This is a genomic window from Rhodopseudomonas palustris (assembly GCF_003591005.1).
GTDB lineage: Bacteria > Pseudomonadota > Alphaproteobacteria > Rhizobiales > Xanthobacteraceae > Rhodopseudomonas > Rhodopseudomonas palustris_K.
The window spans coordinates 101,391-118,737 of the sequence record NZ_QYYD01000004.1 but is presented as its reverse complement, the minus strand read 5'-3'; the positions used below and the strand labels follow the sequence as shown (position 1 = coordinate 118,737).

Sequence of the window (17,347 nt, the reverse complement as noted above, 5' to 3'; positions counted from 1 at the left end):
CGGCTCCGCTTTATTTGGCGATCAACACGGCAGGCGGCGCGTCGAGGTGGAAGTCGTCGAAGAAGGGATATTCGCCAGGATCGAGTGTCCTGATCACCAGGGTCGAGCTCGACCCCGGTGCCAGCACCTTCTCCTTGCGCAGCTCCTTGCTTTCGAATTCCGCCGGTTCGCGGCCAAGGTTGTGCAGTTCGAGCTTGAACCGCGTCAGGGCCGGCACATCGATCCGCTGCGGGGAGACCTTGCCGTCGTTGAACTCGATCCTGAAGGTCGGCTCGTCATCGGCAGCGGCGCCGGTGATCGACGAGGCCAGCAGCACCGATGCCAGCACCGCGCGCGCCACACCTCGCCCAGCTACGGCCGCGCCGCCGTCAATTCCAAACAATTTCATCGCGTCATCCGGCCTGTTACCGTGATCCGTACATGCCGCCCATCGGCAGCCACGCCGACAAGCCGAGGGCGCACCGCCAGGCGGCGCGCCCCGCGCCGTTGTCAGTAAGCGCCTTTCTTGCCGACGCCAGCGAAGGTGAAGTCGTACTCCACCGTGAACGTCTTGAACCAAGGCTGCACCCCGGTTTCCTTGTCGACGTGGCGACCGAAATGACCGGCATACTTGTCGTCGTCGGGCGGTGACACCGTGAATTTCAGCTTGTACTTGCCGGGTCCCTTGAGCTTGACGTTGTCGCCGTAATGCGGACCATCGTTGGCGACCATCGGCATGGCGTCGCCCTTGATGCTGTCCGGATCACCGTCCTTGATCAATTCGTAGGTCACCTTGAGATACCCGACCCAGTCGCCTTCGGCGTATCCATTCCTGTTGGACTTCAACGCCTTGATATCGGCTTCGAGGTGAACATCGGAATCCTTTGCGGGCCGCATCATCCCGGGCGGATCCATGTCGATAGGCTGCAGATACACTGCGGCCACATCCAGCCCGACCGCATCCAATCTGTGCGGCTTGCCGATCGGATATTCCTTTGCGATCGCTGCCGTCGCCACTACAGCAAGCCCGAACCCGAGCCCCGCCGAAATCATTCTTCGCATGTTACCTCTCGCACCATCGCCGCGCGCAACATGCGCGCTGAAAATGGAACTAATGATCATCGCCCCAGCTAACATCAAGCACACCGGTCAAACGATCAGTTAGAACCTATCGAACCGATCTTTCCGGCACTGGGACCCGCGTACTTCGTCAGCCGACGGACAAGTCGCAACTCATCGCTCGCGGCTTGTTTGATTGCGCCCCAGACGCACTGACCATGCCGGCGAGCTCGAACTAAGCGCCACATCCGCCCACACCGCCGCCGCGATTGCAGGCGGTGAGCAGCCGCGACGGGATCGCTTTTTGCGGAAGCCGGCGATCGCCCCTATGCGCGATCGCGCTATGATCGCTCACGTCGTGGATCTGAAACAAATCATCGGCGGCATCAGAAGCGTCCCAGGAAAATCCAGAGGCCAGCATCGCGATGGGCGCGGCCCACGCGCGGATCTATCTGCTGGTCATCAACCATCATCGGCACCCAACTTGTGATTGCCGATCGATAGCAGGGCCGATCAACAACGCTTTTGACCCTGATACGCATTTAGAGCGATTGTGCGAAGTATTCCCAGAATGTTGGCGATGCGGAAAATATTACCGGCGCCACTTGGCTGATAGCACCTCGTTCGACTGCGCAACGTCGAAGGCGACGGCGCAGGTCGACGAGCAACAGCGCCGTTCCGTAGCAATCAGATTGGCGTGAGCTACGGCAGCAGATCCTTTGGCACATTGGCAAAATCATAGCGCCGGGGGCGGTTGCGGCGGATGAAGCCGCCGATCTGCCAGCCGAACAGCGCGGCGAAGCCGGCGATGAACAGCGCGCCCGGCCATGAGCCTGTCGCCACCGCGCGGGCGAGCAGCCCGGTCATGGCCGCCGCCACCAGCGCGACGACGACCAGTGCTGCGGTGTGGATAGCCGGAGGCAGCCCGCCGATCAGCTCGGCGCGGCTGCCGGCCCTCTGCATGCGGCGATGGAGCTCCAGAACGAAGCCGCGATAGGCGTCGTTTTGCGGCGCCATCAGCGCCACCGTCTGCCAGGTCGTCGACAAGATCCGCAGTCGGGCGCCGCTATCGTCCTCCAGGTCGGTGCGAAAGCGCTGCGACTGCATTGATACCGGCCGGAAGCTGAGCCGCACCTTTGCGATCGTTGCATAGGGCCACAACCCGGATTTTGGCCCGATGCGCCAGACCAGGCCATCATCCGTCAATTCGAACTGCTGTGCCGCGCCGATCAGCGACGCCTTGAACGCGTAGGCGTCCGTCGCGGCCGCCAGATTCGCGTCGGAGGCCTTCGACTTTGCGCCTGCATCTCGATCCGCTCCTGCCACCACTGGCCTCCTGCTCGCTGCGTCATTGCCGCAGCGGCCTCCGGGATGCAATGCGGCGGGAGCCCGCAACGATGTTTCTCATGTGCAATTCAAGCATCCGACCAGGCCCCGGTCGGATGGCAGGTCAGGCTCCTCGCGCAGGCGGCGAAAAGCCGCTGGACTCGCTATAGCGAGACCTGAGAGCGCGCGGCTGTCCGCTGCCGCTTCCCAACCGGCGCCCATCGTCCTAGACATCTGCCATGTCCAAATCCGACCTCACCCATTTCCCTCGGCATCTGATCTTCGCCGGCGCGCTGGTCAGCGGCGTGCTGCTGGCGTTGGCGCTGCATATGCTGGGGCAGCGGCTTGGGCTCGATCTCGGCGGGCTGTGGCGGAGCGATCTCGGCGAGTTCATGCCGGCGCGTGCCGCGCTGGCTTGGTGGCTGGTGGCGACGGCCGGCTTTGCCGGCGGCTACTTCACCGCGACGCTGATGCACCACGCCGCCGCCGGCCAGATTCCGCCGCGGATGCGACAGTTCCTGATCGCGATCGGCGTCCTGGTCTTGGCTGCCGCCGGACAGGCTGCCTCGGCCCCTTCGGCGGGGCCGACAACGCCGGGCGTCGTCACCGGCCTTGCGGCCCTGCTGCTCGGCGCCGCGATGGCGTTCTGCGGCGCGCACTTCGCATTGCGGCGCAACTAACCGATCAGCGCAACTGAGCGTCGTCGAGACCGTGTAGTTCGCGTGACACCGGCATGACAAACGCCGCGCAGTCACCTGCGCGGCGTTTAGCCTCATGGTATCAGCACGCTATGGATCAGCTCGCGGCCCGGATGTTGATCGAGGTCTCCGCCAGAGTGGTGAGCTTCTTATCGGTGGCCTTTTCCTCGTCGAGCGTCTTCTGCAACACGGCCGCGCAATCGTTGCGGCCCAGTCGCTTCGCCCAGGCCACGAGGCTGCCGTATCGCACGATCTCATAGTGTTCGGCCGCTTGCGCGGCGTTGATCAGCGCGGCATCGAGCACGGTCTTGTCCTCGACCTCGCCGGCGGTCTCCTCGGCCTCTTCAATGATGCCGTCGATCGCCGGACAGTTGACCGCCTTGACCTTTGCGCCGTGCATTTCGAACACCTGCTCGAGCCGTTTGACGTGCCCGCGGGTCTCCTCGAGATGGGTCATGAAGCCCTGCTTCAGCATCGGATCAGTGGCCTTGTCGGCCATCTTCGGCAGCGCCTTCACGAGTTGTTGCTCGGCGTAATAAATGTCCTGCAGCTGATGCACGAACAGATCGTCCATGGTCTTGATGTCTTTGGTAAAAAGTCCCATTGCATGGCCTCTCTGGGGTTGAAGGTCCGGAGCTTGCCGAGGGCTGCCCGCTCGCTCCGGCTGCCGGGTTAACCAGACAGGCAGAGACCCGTTCCGGGATTTGGACGAGGTCTCATGAGACAATGGCGCAGCAGCCCCGGCCGCCCTATATCTGCCCGGCAGGTGAGAGCTGTCCGACTTCGAGGGCCGCCATGCCGCGGCCGACCAGCTCCTTTGCGCCACGTCAAGGGCCAGCGAGAACCGCCGCTCCATGGATCGGGCATCCAGTGGTGTCGGCCGGATTGCGTCGCGGGCCGATTATGCCCTAAGGATTTTCGCGGATGAGTTTGTCGGGTGCCGAGTGTCAGGCCGTGCCGCAGCCGGCTCCCGTCGCGTTGCCGCCCCGCCGGGAGGACGAATGCATCGACTGCTGAGCGCGCTGGGGCGTGTCTTCAAGACGTATGTCGGCTGGAAACGGCTCGGTATCGTCGCCAGCATCCTGATTATCGGCTTTGCGATTACCTCGCTGATCCGTACCCTGAAGGGGGTCGATCACAACGTTATCCTGACCGCGCTGACCGACAAGAGCCCGGCCCAGATCGGGCTGGCGGCACTGTGTGTGATCGGCGCGTTCTGCACCCTGACGTTCTACGATTTCTTCGCGCTGCGTACGATCGGCAAGCTGCACGTTCCGTACCGGATCGCGGCGCTGTCGTCGTTCACCTCCTACGTCATCGGCCACAACCTCGGCGCCACCGTGTTCACCGGCGGCGCGATCCGGTTCCGGATCTATTCGGACTACGGCCTGTCGGCGATCGACGTCGCCAAGATCTGCTTCATCTCCGGCCTGACGTTCTGGCTCGGCAACCTGTTCGTGCTCGGCATCGGCATGATCTGGCATCCGGCCGCGGCCAGCGCCATGGATCTGCTGCCCGACCAGGTCAATCAGCTGATCGGCTTGGCCTGCCTCGCCGGTATCGCGGCGTATTTCGTTTGGCTGGCGACCGGCAAAAAGCGCCGCGAACTCGGCCAGAACGGCTGGAAAGTGGTGCTGCCGTCCGCCAAGCTGACGCTGGTGCAGGTGCTGATCGGCGTCGTCGATCTCGGCTTCTGCGCGCTGGCGATGTACCTGCTGATGCCGTCCGAGCCGTATATCGACTACGTGTCGCTGGCAGTGGTGTTCATCCTCGCCACCCTGCTCGGCTTTGCGAGCCACGCGCCGGGTTCGCTCGGCGTGTTCGATGCCGCGATGCTGGTGGCGCTGCCGATGTTCCCCCGCGAGGACATCATCGCCACGCTGCTGATCTACCGCGTGCTGTACTTCCTGCTGCCTTTCGGCATCGCGATCTCGATCATGGGCATCCGCGAGCTGTGGCTCAGCGTGGTCAAGCCGTGGCAGGAAAAGCGCGCCGCCGCGGTCAACGGCCACCCGATGCCCGCCGCGGCCGCAGCCCCGGTCCGGCAGGTGGCGCAGCGCTCGCAAAAGCGCTGACCGAACGGGACGGCTCGCGGCGGGCACAGCGCTCATATTTCCGCCTTATCGGGAGCGTCATTCGCCTCATGGTCATAACGATGTCTCCGTTCCGCCCGCTGGCGCTCTTGGCGCTACTGGCAACCGTCCTGGGCGCGCTCCCGGCTTCGGCCCAAACGCAGCTTGCGCCGGCTGCCGCTCCAGCGGTCGCAGTCCCCGTCACCGACGGCTCGATGCAGATCGTCTGGGAGGTACGCAACCGCTTCAGATTGTTTCGGGAGGAGCGCGATTTCCGGGAACAGGCTGAGGCACTGAACGGCCTCACCGTGCTGGCGTCCGAGCAGGCGCTCGGGCTGCAGAGCGAGGGCCGCGGCTGGGCCCGCAATGTCGTCAACCGGCTGTGCATCGACCTCGGCGGCCGGGTCAACGAACCCTGCACCCGTGACGGCGTCAAGGAGAGCTATCTGACGCCGACCGAGCATCCGGTGACGGTGCGGCTCGCCGGCGCGATCCCGGTCGGTGCGATCTGCGCCTGGACATTCGACGATGGCGACGGCCCGCGCCCCGCCACCCAGGACTGCGCAGAGCCGATCAACTTCCGGGCGCGCTACGGCAAGCCGACGGTGGCGACCGTCGACGTCACCAGCGGCGCCGACGCGCCGCTGCGGGTGTCGACCGAGATCGCGGTGCAGGACTTTTTCATCGCCGGGCTCGGCGATTCGATCGCCTCCGGCGAAGGCAATCCGGACCGGCCGGTCGCGCTGTCCGACGACGGCTTCTGCTATCGCTCGTATCTCGGCATCAGCAATGTCGGCGCCAGCGCCGGGCAGTTCTATCGGCCGAGCCGCGCCGGCTTTAAAGGCGGCCGCGCCTGCGAGGCGCCGGACACGCTGGCGAACTGGCAGCGCTATTCGGCGACCTGGTTCAACGCCGCCTGCCATCGCTCGCTGTACAGCTACCAGGCGCGCACCGCGCTGGCGCTGGCCGCCCGCCATCCGCACATCGCCGTCACCTATCTGCCGTTGGCCTGCACCGGAGCGACTATCCCGGACGGCCTGTTCGGGTCGCAGCGGCCGCGCGAGTGCTTCCGCACCAAATCCGGCACCAATTGTCCGAGCAGCGTCAACGGCCAGATCGCCGAGCTGCGCGAAGCTGTGGCCGCGGCGAAGAAGCGCCAGCCGCAGCGCGGGCTCGACCTGGTACTGCTGTCGGTCGGCGCCAACGACATCAACTTCTCCGGCCTGGTGGCCGACGTCATCGTCGACAGCCCCACCGAGCGCGGCATCTTCCGCCGCTCCGGCGTGATCGGCTCGATCGACGAGTCGCGCAGCGCCCTGCAGCGGCAATTGCCGCAGAATTTTGCCAAGCTGCGCGAAGCGCTGAAGGGTTTGGTCGATGACATGTCGCGTGTCGTCTACGTCACCTACGCCAATCCCGCGCTGGCCAACCGCGGCGTGCCATGCCCCGGCGGTCCCGGCGGCTTTGATGTCCATCCGTCGTTCAGCGCCGACCCGAACCGGCTGGCTGCGGTCGCCTCGTTCGTCGATAATGAATTCCTGCCGCGGCTGAAGGATCTGGCGCAATGCACCGGCGGCGTGTTGTGCCGAAACCCAGCGGCCGACGCCATGACGTTCGTCGACGCGCATCAGCGCACTTTCGCCAATCACGGCTTCTGCGCCCGGGCCGCGACAGATCCGGAGTTCGACCGCGCCTGCTTCTCGCCGCGCGGCGACAGCTTCACCGCCGATATCGTGGCGGCGGCGAGTTCGCCGATGGCCTGCGGCGCCGGAGCCAGTAACTACCGCGCCTACCTGCCCCGCGCGCGCTGGATCCGCGATGCCAACGACAGTTACTTCGCGGCGATGACCTTCCCACAAGGCTTGCCGGCCGCGATCCAGCCCGCCGACATTCACGACGCCACCTGGGGCGTGGTCTCCGCCGTGTACGGCGGCGCCATCCACCCCTCCGCCGAAGGCCATGCCGCGATGGCCGACGCCGCCGTGCCGGCTGCGGAAGCCGTGCTGTCGCTGCAGTCCGGCCCCGACGTCACCAGCCAGCCGCTGCCGCCGCCGGGGACGACGGGGCGATGAGTTAGCTCGGTTCGGAGCCTATATTGGGGATAGCTGTCGGGTTGACTGCGACATGCACGACCTCGTGGTGAGAAGGCGCTCGGCGCCGTCTCGAACCATGGGCCCCTGCTGTTCTGACTCGCCGGAAATGCGCCCTTGAAAATCAGGCACTTTACTTATCCGCGCGTCATGCCCGGCCTTGTGCCGGGCATCCACGCCTTGCTGACGGAAATCCAGAAAAGGCGTGGATGGCCGGGACAAGTCCGGGCATGATGAAGGGATGTGCAGACTACACGACCTCAAACCAGCCGCGATTTGGCAACGCATAGCGTTGTCCCTCACACGCAAACAAGGCGGCCCGTGAGAGCCGCCTTGTTTGTTAGTTCAACGTCGTGACGAAGAGCTCGCCGCTGCTGTCTGCTTACTTCGCCGGTGCCGGCGCCATCGCGCCGCCCTTCGGGGCAGGTGCCGGAGCCTTGGCCTTGCCGGCGGCGGGCGCGCCGGGTTTGCCACCGAGCGCCGCGGCCTGTTCGGGCATGAACTTGCTGACAATCTCCGGATCGAGCTGGGCGATGGCGCTGTCGGGCAGCCGGAACCAGTCCTCGTCCTTGCCGAGCGCCGGAGTCATCAGATAGCCGCGCAGCGTCAGGATCTGACCGTCGGGGCTGACCGTCAGCATCGCCTTCCAGACATCGCCGTTGCGCGGGTCCAGGATGTTGCCGCCTTCGTAGACGCGGCCCTTCCGCTTCATGTCGCGGATCAGCGAGATGCCCAGGATCGGCTGGTTCTTGCGATCGTCTTCGCATTCGTCACAGACGGCCAGATTGGTCTGGCCCGGCTGATTGAAGGTCTTGGCGACAACGCCTTCGTACACGTTATTGCCGCGGTCGAGCATCAGCACCCAAACCACCGGCTTGCCACCGGCCTTGCCGCTATCGGTTCGCTGCCAGAGGCCGGCTGCGGTCGGTTCCGCGGCGGCGGCGGGCACCGTCGAGGTCATCACGTAAGAAACTAGCGCGGCAGCCGCCAGCGCGAGGAGACGGATCGGTCGATGTGTATTCATGGTAACACCTGAAACATCGCGATGAGACGAGAATATGGCGGAGCGGTAGGAGGATCCGGCCGGCGGACTAATCCCTCGCCGACGGGCGATTTTGTGACAAGGCTATATCGGCCGAGCTTTCGAGAGTTGAACATCCGGCAGAGGTCCGGGCAGAACACGATGAGCAGCGGCCAACGCGGCACCACAACAAACACCGACCGGCAGCCAGAACAAGATGTAAAGATAACCGAGATCGGTGGGAACAATCTCGTAGTCGACGCTCGAGGCGGTCAGGCAGGTTGCGAGCAGCGCCAGCGCGGCGACTTCGCCGGAGCGGCGCCACGCCTTCAGCCCGCTCAAGGCCGAGGCCAACGCGATGCCGAGCAGCGCCAGCGCCGTCAACACGCCGCCGCGGACCAGAGCGCACAGCACGATATTGTGCGCGTTCATCACCACATAGCCGTCCGACAAGGTCTGCCTTGTATCGAAGCCGAGTCCATAGCCGAGCCACGGCTTCGCCATCGCCAATTGCAGATACACGGGCCACAACGACAGCCGCAGGCTGTCACGCCGCTGCAACAATTCGCTTTGGAATGGCGCCACTGCGATGACGCCGACCGCCACCACGGCCAGCACGATCATCGCCACCTTCAACCATCGATGCTCCGACAACATCACCGAGACGCCGATGCCGACGGCGGCCGCGATCAGCGACCCGCGGCTGCCGGTCAGCAGGATGGCGCCGAGCAACACCACGATCGCCGCCGCCAGCATCGCGTGCTGCCAAATCCTGAGCGATCGCGAGGTCATGATCGCGGCGGCGCCGACGCACGGCATCGCGTACATCAGCCCGATCACGTTGGAGTTGTAGTACACGGTGAGCCCCTTGACGCCCTCCAGCCGCGTCGACATCAGGGTCTCGAGCGACAGGCCGGTGAACGACGCCACGTCGCGGATCGCCGTCAGCGCGGCGACCGGCGCGAGAAACAAGAACAACAGGCGCAGGAAGTCGCGATCGTCGCGGACCAGTTGCGCAGTGATCACCACGAACGCCAGCACCGCGGCCGTGAAGCGCAGGTTCAGCAGCAGCATCCGCGCCGGCGTGTCGCCGCCCAGCACGGAGGTGGCGAGGATCAGACCCAGGAAGACCGCGCAGGCGACAAATACCCACGACTTCACGATCGGCAGCAGGGTGCGATACGGCGCCACCGACAACAGCATCACCGGCAGCACCAGAAACCAAAGCACGGTGCGAGCCGACCAGATGCTGTGCATCGCATACACCAGGCAGAGCGTCAGGACGAACAGCTTCTCCCCGGCCCGGGTGCGCAGCAGCCAGTCGCGAATGCGCTCCAGCCGCTGTTTGGTCGGGGAGGGTTGGGCCACTGCGGAAACCATTGGACTCCTAACTCTGGATCGAGGCCGGCGCGGCGGCAAGGCTGCGCAGCACCTCGGCGAGCCGGCGGGCGGATTGCGCCCAGGTGACCGGACGATAATTCGCCCGGATTGCCGCCTCGTGCTGCGCAAGGTGCTCAGGTGCGCGGATCAGGTCAAGCACCGCATCGCGCCAGGCGGCGAAATCGAGGGGATCAAGGTGCCCGGCGAGACCAGCACCTGCCTCCGGTAACGACGAGGTGTTCGATGCGAGACAGTATTTACCGAAAGCAAGGCTCTCCGACACCGGCAGACCCCAGCCCTCGTAGAATGAAGGGTAAAGCGTGAAAGCGCAGTGCTGATACAACCAGGCGAGTTCGTCGTCGCCGACCCGTGGCAGATGCAGGACTGAGGACGCGGTGACTGGATCGTGGGCAATCTGCCACAACAGATCCGAACTGCCGAACCCGGGCTGCCCCACCATCACCAGCGTCGGTAGATCCGGCGTGCCCTGCTCGGTCAGCCGACGCCACACATGATACAACAGATCGAAATTCTTGCGCGACTGGATGGTCGAGACACTGATGACGAAGCGCCTCGCCTGCGCATCCGTCAGCGCTGCAGGCCGCTTAACGGCTTTCGGCGCAATCAGGTCGGCGCCGAGATGCACCACCTCGAGCGCGCCGCGCAGCCCGCCATGGCGCTCTGCGTAGTCCCTCACGTCGGCGCTGGTCGAGTCGGAAATCGACACCACCAGATCGCATTCATGGATGAGAAAACGCGCGTAGGCCTCGAACTGGGTGACGAACTCGCCGTCGGCGAAGAACTGCGGCGCGACCACCGGGATGAAGTCCTGGCACACCGCCGCCACGCGCGTCCCGCGCTCGCGCCGCATCCGCGCCACCGCCGCGTAGTCGACCCGCGACCAGTTCTCCCCGGCGAGCAGCAACACCTCGCTGCCGGCAGAACCGCCGAGCCGCGGCAAGGCCTCACCCGCGGAAACCTTCTGCATCAGGGGTGCCACAGCGCCCCGGACCGACGTCTTCACGGCGCGCTCGAGGCGCTTGCCGATCGGCTTGATCGACGACAGCAAACTCGCGCGGGATTTCGACGTTGCGGCGGCGGCGACCGGCTTGGCGCCGAGATCCGGCGCGTAGCTCACCGGCACGTAATTCTGGCGCAGCGGATCGTAGCGGCAAAACCGAAGCTCAGGGCCGATCGCCTCCGATAGCGCGGTGGCGACGCTGTGCTCGACCCGCAGCGTCCCGTTCATCTGACCGGACCGGGCGCGGCTGCTGGTCGAAACATCCATCCACAGCCAGGGCTGGATTGGCAGGTTCGGATCGAGAGGCTGCGCCAAAGAGCTGTCCGTCGCTTGACGTCGACCATAACGGCCGGGTGAAACCTTCCCGCGGAGGCCCGCGTGGTCACCAAATCGATCCGGCGATGTAACGGGTCCGGCTTCGCAGCGTCAATGGGCCGGTCTGGCCGCAACGGCTTATCCGTTTGCCCCGGACGCTGCGGGGAGCCTCGCTTGCAATGCCCGCTCGGCGCGGTCTATGTCGCCGGCAACCGCCGGCCCAGCCAGCGGTGCATCATTTGAGCGAGGGTGACAGTGCTGCCGGCCACGCCAGAGGTTTCGGTAATCCTTCCGGTTCGTGACGGCGAGCGTTGGCTGCGCGAGGCGATCGGCAGTGTGCTGGCGCAAACGCTCACGGACCTGGAACTATTGGTCATCGACGATGGCTCCAGCGATACGACACCGGCTATTCTGGCGGAATTGCGCGCGAGCGATCCGCGGCTGGTGGTTCTGCGCCAGCAGCGCGACGGGCTGGTCGCGGCGCTCAATCGCGGGCTCGACAAGGCCGGCGCACCGCTGATCGCACGCCTGGACGCTGACGACGTCGCGCTCCCGGAGCGGCTGGCACGGCAGTGCGCTTACATGCGCGCCCATCCGGATGTCGTGCTGCTCGGCGGCTGGGCGGAGATCATCGACGAGCACGGCGCCCCGCGCGGCCGGCAGATGCGGCCGAACCCGGCGAATGCGCGCGAGACGCTGGCCAAGAAGAGCCCTTTCATCCACCCGACGGTAATGTTTCGCGCCGAAGTGGCCCGCCGGGTCGGAGGCTATCGCGCTACGTTCGAGGCCGGCGAGGACTACGATTTCTGGCTGCGGCTGGCCGACATCGGCGAGATCGCCATTCTGCCCGAACTGCTGATCCGCTACCGCGAGCACGGCGGCAGTGTCACCCGCACCCGGGAATTGAGGCAGATCTACTCCGCCCGGCTCGCCAAACTGGCCAGCGCCGAACGCCGCGCCGGCCGGCCCGACCCGTCCGCCGCCCTCTCCGCCCCGCCGGATTGGCACGATCCCAGTCCGGGCGCGTTCGAGCGCGACAGCTCCCGCTTGTATCGATTGCTCGAACTGGCCGATCCGGCGCTGGCCCAGAAGGTCGCGGAATCGGCGATCGATCTTGGCGCCCTCACCTCGCAGATCGCCACGCTCACCGCCGGCGAGCGGAAATTCGCCCGGGCCGCCGTGATCAACCTGCTGCGCGCTGAAAATTGCCCGCGCGGAGCCTCTCGCTGGGAGCTGATTGTGCTACTGCTGCGGCTCGGCGCGCTGAAGAGCCTCAAGGCCGCATGGCGATCCGGCGGTGGCTAGGCAGTTCACCGCCAGGCCTCGGCAGCCGGGTCGACATCGCGCCGGCCACCAACAGGAAGCAATCCGACATCATCATGGGCAAAACGGCATTCATCACCGGCATCACCGGACAGGACGGCGCCTATCTGGCGCGCCTGCTGATCGACAAGGGCTACGCCGTTCACGGCCTGCTCCGGCGCAGCGCCTCTGCCGATGGCATGACAAGCCGGTTGAAGTGGCTCGGCGTCGAAGACGCCGTCACGTTGCATGATGGCAATCTCACCGATCTGTCCAGCCTGATCCGTCTGGTGTCCGAACTCCAGCCCGACGAGGTCTACAATCTCGCGGCCCAGTCGTTCGTGAAATCGTCGTGGCAGCAGCCGCTGCTGACCGGCACGGTCACCGGCCTCGGCGCCGTCAACGCGCTCGAGGCCGTGCGGATCGCATGCCCCGGCGCGCGATTCTATCAGGCCTCGTCCTCTGAGATGTATGGGCTGATCCAGCAGCCGGTGCAGTCCGAGACTACGCCGTTCTATCCGCGTTCGCCCTACGCCGCTGCCAAGCTGTACGCGCACTGGATGACCATCAACTATCGCGAAAGCTTCGGCCTGCATGCCTCCTGCGGCATCCTGTTCAATCACGAGTCGCCGCTGCGCGGCATCGAGTTCGTCACCCGCAAGATCACCGACGGTGCGGCACGGATCAAGCTCGGCCTGCAGACCACGCTGTCGCTCGGCAATCTCGACGCCAAGCGCGACTGGGGCCATGCGCGCGACTACACGCGGGCGATGTGGCTGATGCTGCAGCAGGACGCGGCGGACGACTACGTCATCGCCACCGGCCGCACCGCTTCGGTGCGCGAGTTCTGCGAGATGGCGTTCGGCAGCGTCGGGCTCGACATGAACGATCACGTCGTCACCGATCCGCGCTATCTGCGGCCGGCCGAAGTCGACTATTTGCATGGCGACGCCTCCAAGGCCAGGCAGAAGCTCGGCTGGAGCTTCGAGACGACGCTCGAACAGATGGTTGCAGAGATGGTCGAAGCCGACCTCGCCCGCATCAGGATCAGCGAGCGACTGTAATGGCTGAGCCCGCGCCGCCGTTGCGGATCCTCATCACCGGCGCCACCGGCTTCGTCGGCCTGCATCTCGCCGCCGCGCTTCATGCCAGATTCGGCGCCGGCGCGACGATCATCCCGACGGCTCTCCACGCCGGCAAAGACCCCGCGCTCGGGGACGTCGGGGCTCTCGATGTCACCGACCCCGCAGCAATGGCCGACGCAATCGCGACGGCGCGGCCGACGCACCTCGTCAATCTCGCCGCATTGGCAGCGCCCGCGGCTGCCAATGCCGATCCCTCGGCGAGTTGGCGGGTCCATCTTGATGGCGTTCGCATCATCGGGCGAACGATCCTGGATACAGCGCCAGACTGCGTGCTGCTGCACGTCGGATCAGGCCTTGCTTACGGGCGCAATCGCCCGCCGATCCGGCCGACCAGCGAGGACACGGCGCTGGCGCCGACCGACGAATACGGCGCTTCGAAAGCCGCCGCCGACCTTGCGCTCGGTCCGATGATCGCGAAGGGCCTGCGCTGCATTCGCTTGCGGCCGTTCAACCACACCGGCCCGGGCCAGACCGACGCCTTCGTCATCCCGGCCTTCGCCCGCCAGATCGCCCGGATCGAAGCCGGCCTGTCGCCGCCGCAGATTCGGGTCGGCAATCTCGACGGCCAGCGCGATTTCCTCGACGTCCGGGACGTCGCCGATGCCTATGTGGCGGCGATCGCACGCAGCGACCGCTTGGCGCCCGGCACCATCCTCAACATCGCCTCCGGCGTGCCGCGCCGGATCGGCGACGTGCTGCAGCAACTCTTGGCGATGGCGCGAGTGCCGATCGAGGTGCACAACGATCCCGCCCGCGGCACCGGCGACGCCACCGATATCATCCTCGGCGACGCGACCCGCGCCCGCGAGCTGCTCGGCTGGATGCCGCAGATCACTTTCGACCAAACCCTCGCCGACGTGCTCACGGATCAGCGATCGCGCGCCAGTTGAGGCGATACGGCTTATCCTTACTGCGGAGTCGTCATCCTGAGGTGCGCGCGTAGCGCGCCTCGAAGGATGCGGCCAGGAAGGATGCGGCCCAAGGTGTACGTGGCTCATCCTTCGAGGCCCGCAGCGCCGCGCACAGCGCGGCCCAGCGGGCGCCTCAGGATGACGGCGGTGTTTCTATCATAAGCAGAAATGGACTACACCGCCGCCGGCACGAACCGTTTCGCCAGCGCGTGGTAGATGCCCTCCTCGGCGATCAGGCGCGAGGTCGCATAAGCAAGCAGCGAGGCGGCCATCACCGGGATCACCATCGCGTGGTTGTCGGTCATTTCGATCACGATGACGAAGGCGGTGATCGGCGCCTGCACCACGCCGGAGAAATACGACACCATGCCGAGCAGCATGATCGCCGCCACCGGCGTGCCGGCGAACAGCGCCGCGATATTGCTGCCGAGCCCGGCGCCGACGGCCAGCGACGGCGAGAAGATGCCGCCCGGCAGACCGCTGATCGACGACAGCGCGGTGGCGAGCAGCTTCAAGACGCCGAAATCGCCCGGCAGCGGCGTGCCGCTTTCCAGCGCGGATTTCACCTGGCCGTAGCTGGTGCCGTAGATGGCGTCGTTTGAAGCGAGGCCGCACAGCGCCACCGCGAAGCCGCAGCCGAGCGCGAGCAGCAAGGGCCGGCGATTGAGCAGCGCGATCGTCCCGGCCGTCACCACCGCGCGGTTGAACAGCCCGCCGGCCAGACCGCCGACGATGCCGCAGGCCGGGATCGCCAGCCAGTCGAGCCCGCCGCGCAGCCCCATCGGGCTGCTGCCGAAGTATGTGTAGTTGCCGAGCAGCGCGATCGAGGTGAGACCGGCCGCCACCACCGCGGCGATGATCAGCGTGCTGGCACGGGTCTCGAACGAGCGGCTCATTTCCTCGATGCCGAAGATGATGCCGGCGAGCGGCGTGTTGAACGCCGCCGCGACGCCGGCCGAAGCGCCGGCCAGGATCAGCGCCGGCTGCCGCCGCGGCGACAGCCGGCCCAGCGCGAACATGATCGAGGCGCCGATCTGCACCGTCGGCCCTTCGCGCCCGACCGAGGCGCCGACCAGCAGGCCGAACAGCGTCAGAACGAACTTGCCGACCGCCGCACGCAGCGACACCAGCCGGCCGCGCGCGCCTTGATCGGTCAGATGCCGCGCCGCGATCGCCTGCGGAATGCCGCTGCCGCCCGCGTTCGGGAAAAAGCGATTGGTGAGATACACCGAGAGCAGAAAACCGAGCGGCGTGATCAGCAGCGGCCAATAGCGCGAATGCGCGAGCAGCACGGCGAACGCGTCCTGCGCCAGATCCGCCAGCCACGCCAGCGCCGCCGCGGCTACGCCGATGAACAGCCCGCCGGCCAGAAAGATCGCCCGCCGCTTCGAGCGCGAGGAGAAGATCACGAATTGCCGCTTGCGGCGGGACGTCAAGGCTAGCTTCATCGGCTGGTCTCGAGCAGATTCTCCGCTGCAGTGACGGCGAATGCCGGAAGCACCGCTGCGGCCATTCGCGTACGCGCTCGATTCGAGTGTGCGCAACTCGGTCCACGAGCGCAAGAGTGTGCCGCCAGCGAGCTCACTCGCGCGGCAGTTCGACCATGAACGTCGTCCCCGCGGCCTCATCGGACGTGAGTTCGATCGTGCCGGTGTGGGCTTCGACAATCAGCTTCGCAATATACAACCCCAGCCCGAGATGAGGTTGCTCGGAGGTCTCTCCGGCCTGCCCGCGCATCCAGGATTCGAAGATCGTCTTCTGGCTCTCGGCGGGAATCGGCGCGCCGTGATTGTGCACGCTGATGCGGACGGTGTCGGCTTTGTCGCCCGCGACCGTCACGGTGATCGGCTTGGCACCGTCGCCATGCTGGCTGGCGTTGCCGAGCAGATTGGACAGCACCTGGCCCATCCGCGCCGGATCCCAGCGCCCGCGCGGGTCGCCCTTGTGCGACACGATGATGCGTCGATCCTGATGGACATGACGTAGTTCGTCCGCAATGTCCTCGCACAGCGCCGCCATGTCGGTGTCGGATTTGCTGACCGGAATGTCGGTCCCGAACGACGAGCGGGTGAGATCGAACAGGTCATTCAGCATCCGCGTCGCGCGCTGCAGAGCCTTGCCGAGCTCCGACACGACCTTCCCTTGCTTCGCATCGATCGTGCCCGACCGCTTCAGCCAGGCGGCCGCCATCGAGGCGGCGGTGATCGGATTGCGCAGGTCGTGCCCGAGAATTCCGAGGAACAGGTTGCGAGAGGCATTGATGGTTTTGGTGTAGTGAGCGATCGACTCGGTCATCGCCTGGTCGATGGCTTCGTTGAAGCGGGTGAGGTCATAGACGTCCTGCGCGTCCATGACGCCCTGCTGCGCAGTCCACTGCCTGACCACACTGGCACGCAAGGCACGATACTCGGAAACCATCTGGTCGATGTCGAACCCGTCTGCGAGGCGCAGTGTCGCGTGAACTTCGGCCGCGCTGTCGACTGCCGGGTCGTCATCGGCGTCGAGGCCCAGCGATTTTTCGCGGTGTTCGTGCGAGGTCTGCGGCGTCTCGATGTCGGTGACGACGAACCGCAGGATGTCGACCACATGATCCTTGAGGGCGAGCTTGGTCATCCCTTCGCTCGCGGGCGAGCGGGTGCGGGCGAACGCGACCCACTCTTCGACGATGGCGGCCTGATGATGCCGAATGAAATCCGCTAGTCGATGTCGGGTCGGTGTTTGGGCCGAAACGCTCATCCGTGACTCGCTGCTTGGGCGGTTTGAACTCCGCGATCGTGCAAGAGAATCCCGCGCAGCGCGGGGTCGCCTTCAGCAACGCGGGCGGAAATCAACGCTTCCAGGCGCGTTCCGATCCCACGCAATTGATCGCGCGTGGATCCGGTCCCGTCGGTCGTCCGTTGGAGCTCCGGCCGGCCAAATGAACCTTCTTGAAGGTCAACGCTTTGCGCCGACGATGAGGGCCGCAACTGCGGTTTCCTGTGAATTCGATCGTGCCGCCACGCATGCCCAATGCCGCAAAATCAAAGGG

General features: G+C 65.8%; 15 protein-coding genes. 6 read left to right on the top strand and 9 right to left on the bottom strand.

Translation table 11 applies throughout. The annotated features are described in order from the left end of the window. Positions 1-10: 10 nt before the first annotated feature. The 3 genes from D4Q52_RS05440 to D4Q52_RS05425 form a co-directional block, all read right to left on the bottom strand. Complete coding sequence (locus D4Q52_RS05440; protein ID WP_234831085.1) at positions 11-388, bottom strand: cupredoxin domain-containing protein; 378 nt, start codon at positions 386-388, stop codon at positions 11-13. 101 nt (positions 389-489) lie between these two features. Next, positions 490-1,041, bottom strand: coding sequence for an iron transporter (locus D4Q52_RS05435; protein WP_119855532.1), 552 nt, complete (start codon positions 1,039-1,041; stop codon positions 490-492). Positions 1,042-1,740: 699 nt separating this feature from the next. After that, on the bottom strand, positions 1,741-2,310 hold the full coding sequence (locus D4Q52_RS05425; protein ID WP_119855663.1) for a hypothetical protein: 570 nt from the start codon (positions 2,308-2,310) through the stop codon (positions 1,741-1,743). A 293-nt stretch (positions 2,311-2,603) separates the two neighbouring features. On the opposite strand from D4Q52_RS05425, the gene D4Q52_RS05420 reads away from it, so the two are divergent. Then, the gene (locus tag D4Q52_RS05420; RefSeq protein ID WP_119855530.1) at positions 2,604-3,044 is read left to right on the top strand and encodes a hypothetical protein; all 441 of its coding nucleotides are present in this window, start codon (positions 2,604-2,606) and stop codon (positions 3,042-3,044) included. Between the two features lie 115 nt (positions 3,045-3,159). On the opposite strand, the gene D4Q52_RS05415 is transcribed toward D4Q52_RS05420, so the two are convergent. After that, positions 3,160-3,666 carry a ferritin-like domain-containing protein gene (locus D4Q52_RS05415; RefSeq protein WP_119855529.1) on the bottom strand — a complete coding sequence of 169 codons (507 nt, stop codon included), beginning with the start codon at positions 3,664-3,666 and terminating at the stop codon, positions 3,160-3,162. Between the two features lie 397 nt (positions 3,667-4,063). Between D4Q52_RS05415 and D4Q52_RS05410 the strand changes: the two genes are divergently transcribed. Together D4Q52_RS05410 and D4Q52_RS05405 are read left to right on the top strand one after the other, a co-directional pair. Continuing rightward, positions 4,064-5,137 (top strand): UPF0104 family protein, encoded by a 1,074-nt coding sequence (locus D4Q52_RS05410; RefSeq protein ID WP_119855528.1) that lies wholly within the window; start codon positions 4,064-4,066, stop codon positions 5,135-5,137. 80 nt (positions 5,138-5,217) lie between these two features. Continuing rightward, entirely contained in the window at positions 5,218-7,206 is a 1,989-nt protein-coding gene (locus D4Q52_RS05405; RefSeq protein ID WP_119855527.1) for a hypothetical protein, read from the top strand. A 400-nt stretch (positions 7,207-7,606) separates the two neighbouring features. Here the strand turns inward: D4Q52_RS05405 and D4Q52_RS05400 are convergent, their stop codons facing one another. From D4Q52_RS05400 to D4Q52_RS05390, 3 genes are all read right to left on the bottom strand, one after another. Further along, positions 7,607-8,248 carry a DUF2147 domain-containing protein gene (locus D4Q52_RS05400; protein WP_119855526.1) on the bottom strand — a complete coding sequence of 214 codons (642 nt, stop codon included), beginning with the start codon at positions 8,246-8,248 and terminating at the stop codon, positions 7,607-7,609. A 102-nt stretch (positions 8,249-8,350) separates the two neighbouring features. Next, positions 8,351-9,613, bottom strand: coding sequence for an O-antigen ligase family protein (locus D4Q52_RS05395; RefSeq protein WP_234831084.1), 1,263 nt, complete (start codon positions 9,611-9,613; stop codon positions 8,351-8,353). A gap of 19 nt (positions 9,614-9,632) precedes the next feature. Further along, on the bottom strand, positions 9,633-10,961 hold the full coding sequence (locus tag D4Q52_RS05390) for a glycosyltransferase family 4 protein (RefSeq protein WP_234831083.1): 1,329 nt from the start codon (positions 10,959-10,961) through the stop codon (positions 9,633-9,635). A 249-nt stretch (positions 10,962-11,210) separates the two neighbouring features. Between D4Q52_RS05390 and D4Q52_RS05385 the strand changes: the two genes are divergently transcribed. The 3 genes from D4Q52_RS05385 to D4Q52_RS05375 all read left to right on the top strand — a co-directional run bounded on the left by D4Q52_RS05385 (position 11,211) and on the right by D4Q52_RS05375 (position 14,298). After that, complete coding sequence (locus D4Q52_RS05385) at positions 11,211-12,266, top strand: glycosyltransferase family 2 protein (protein WP_234831082.1); 1,056 nt, start codon at positions 11,211-11,213, stop codon at positions 12,264-12,266. Positions 12,267-12,340: 74 nt separating this feature from the next. Further along, complete coding sequence (gene gmd / locus D4Q52_RS05380; RefSeq protein ID WP_119855662.1) at positions 12,341-13,327, top strand: GDP-mannose 4,6-dehydratase; 987 nt, start codon at positions 12,341-12,343, stop codon at positions 13,325-13,327. After that, positions 13,327-14,298 (top strand): NAD-dependent epimerase/dehydratase family protein, encoded by a 972-nt coding sequence (locus D4Q52_RS05375; RefSeq protein WP_119855522.1) that lies wholly within the window; start codon positions 13,327-13,329, stop codon positions 14,296-14,298. The genes gmd and D4Q52_RS05375 overlap by 1 nt, the downstream gene beginning before the upstream one ends. Positions 14,299-14,492: 194 nt before the next feature. Here D4Q52_RS05375 and D4Q52_RS05370 read toward each other — a convergent pair whose 3' ends face one another. Then, positions 14,493-15,767 (bottom strand): chloride channel protein, encoded by a 1,275-nt coding sequence (locus D4Q52_RS05370; protein WP_119855521.1) that lies wholly within the window; start codon positions 15,765-15,767, stop codon positions 14,493-14,495. A 133-nt stretch (positions 15,768-15,900) separates the two neighbouring features. After that, the gene (locus D4Q52_RS05365; RefSeq protein ID WP_119855520.1) at positions 15,901-17,055 is read right to left on the bottom strand and encodes a sensor histidine kinase; all 1,155 of its coding nucleotides are present in this window, start codon (positions 17,053-17,055) and stop codon (positions 15,901-15,903) included. Positions 17,056-17,347: the final 292 nt, after the last annotated feature.

Excerpts from the sequence above, each read along its gene's own strand:
- D4Q52_RS05440 (WP_234831085.1), bottom strand. The coding sequence starts at position 388 with ATGAAATTGTTTGGAATTGACGGCGGCGCGGCCGTAGCTGGGCGAGGT.
- D4Q52_RS05435 (WP_119855532.1), bottom strand. The coding sequence starts at position 1,041 with ATGCGAAGAATGATTTCGGCGGGGCTCGGGTTCGGGCTTGCTGTAGTG.
- D4Q52_RS05420 (WP_119855530.1), top strand. The coding sequence starts at position 2,604 with ATGTCCAAATCCGACCTCACCCATTTCCCTCGGCATCTGATCTTCGCC.
- D4Q52_RS05415 (WP_119855529.1), bottom strand. The coding sequence starts at position 3,666 with ATGGGACTTTTTACCAAAGACATCAAGACCATGGACGATCTGTTCGTG.
- D4Q52_RS05410 (WP_119855528.1), top strand. The coding sequence starts at position 4,064 with ATGCATCGACTGCTGAGCGCGCTGGGGCGTGTCTTCAAGACGTATGTC.
- D4Q52_RS05405 (WP_119855527.1), top strand. The coding sequence starts at position 5,218 with ATGTCTCCGTTCCGCCCGCTGGCGCTCTTGGCGCTACTGGCAACCGTC.
- D4Q52_RS05400 (WP_119855526.1), bottom strand. The coding sequence starts at position 8,248 with ATGAATACACATCGACCGATCCGTCTCCTCGCGCTGGCGGCTGCCGCG.
- gmd (WP_119855662.1), top strand. The coding sequence starts at position 12,341 with ATGGGCAAAACGGCATTCATCACCGGCATCACCGGACAGGACGGCGCC.
- D4Q52_RS05375 (WP_119855522.1), top strand. The coding sequence starts at position 13,327 with ATGGCTGAGCCCGCGCCGCCGTTGCGGATCCTCATCACCGGCGCCACC.
- D4Q52_RS05370 (WP_119855521.1), bottom strand. The coding sequence starts at position 15,767 with ATGAAGCTAGCCTTGACGTCCCGCCGCAAGCGGCAATTCGTGATCTTC.
- D4Q52_RS05365 (WP_119855520.1), bottom strand. The coding sequence starts at position 17,055 with ATGAGCGTTTCGGCCCAAACACCGACCCGACATCGACTAGCGGATTTC.